This is a genomic window from uncultured Campylobacter sp., from assembly GCF_938030685.1.
GTDB lineage: Bacteria > Campylobacterota > Campylobacteria > Campylobacterales > Campylobacteraceae > Campylobacter_B.
The window spans coordinates 1-1,185 of sequence record NZ_CALHHX010000031.1 but is presented as its reverse complement, the minus strand read 5'-3'; the positions used below and the strand labels follow the sequence as shown (position 1 = coordinate 1,185).

Below are 1,185 nucleotides of genomic sequence, written 5' to 3'. Positions count from 1 at the left end.
CATCTTAAAATTTTTTACAAAGATATATATGAATGCGCCGTGCCGCTTACGCTGGACGGGCTTTGGGAGATCGCCTCCAATAAGGATTTTTCCTTTCTAGCCCATCCTCAGTATCTGCCAAAGACGCTGCCCCCCTTTAACGAAAACACCTCCGTTATGAGCGCGATGGAGAAGGAGGATATCCTGCTGATCCATCCTTATGAGAGCTTCGATCCGGTGCAAAAACTCATCAAAGAGGCCGCCAAGGATCCGAAAGTCATCTCGATCCGCATGACGCTGTACCGGGTGGAGAAAAACTCCCCGATCGTCCAAAGTCTGATCGAGGCCGCAAGCGACGGTAAGCAGGTAACGGTGATGGTCGAGCTTAAGGCGAGATTTGATGAGGAAAACAACCTGCACTGGGCGAAGGCTCTCGAAGACGCGGGCGCGCACGTGATCTACGGCATCACGGGCTTTAAAGTCCACGCCAAGGTAACTCAGATCATCAAAAAAGAGGACGGCAAGTTAAAATTTTATATCCACTTAGGCACGGGCAACTACAACGGCTCGAGCGCTAAAATTTACACCGACGTGAGCTTTTTTACCTGCGGCGACCGCTTCGATAAGGACACGACGAATTTCTTCCACATCCTCTCGGGCTACAACAAAAATCGCAAGCTGGACAACCTCTCTATGTCGCCGATGCAGATCAAAGAGCGGCTTTTAGCGATGATAAAAAATGAGGAGAAGAAAGGCTCTGCCGGCAGGATCATCGCCAAGATGAACGCTCTTGTCGACGGCGATATGATCAAGGCGCTGTATAAAGCAAGCGCCGCGGGCGTAAAGATCGATCTCATCGTGCGCGGTATCTGCTGCTTGCGCCCGGCGCTTAAGGGCGTCAGCGAAAATATCCGCGTGATCTCGATCGTCGGCAAATACCTGGAGCACGCTAGAATTTTTTACTTCGCGCACGCGCAGCCCAGCCTATACATCGCGAGCGCGGATTGGATGCCGCGAAATTTAGAGCGCAGGCTGGAGCTGATGAGCCCGATTTACAACGAAAATTTGCAAAACAAGCTCAAAGAAATTTTAAAACTTCAGCTAAGCGACAATGAGCTCGCATTCGAGCTACAAAGCAGCGGCGAGTACCGAAAGATCGTGCCGAAAAAGGGCGAAGAGAAAATCGACGATCAGGAATTTTTAGAA

Annotated in this window: 1 protein-coding gene; it reads left to right on the top strand. The window is 50.5% G+C overall.

Annotated elements, in window-relative coordinates; all coding sequences use genetic code 11:
* A partial coding sequence (ppk1, locus tag Q0369_RS01385; RefSeq protein ID WP_298094972.1) for a polyphosphate kinase 1 occupies nt 1–1,185 on the top strand: 1,185 nt, incomplete at both ends.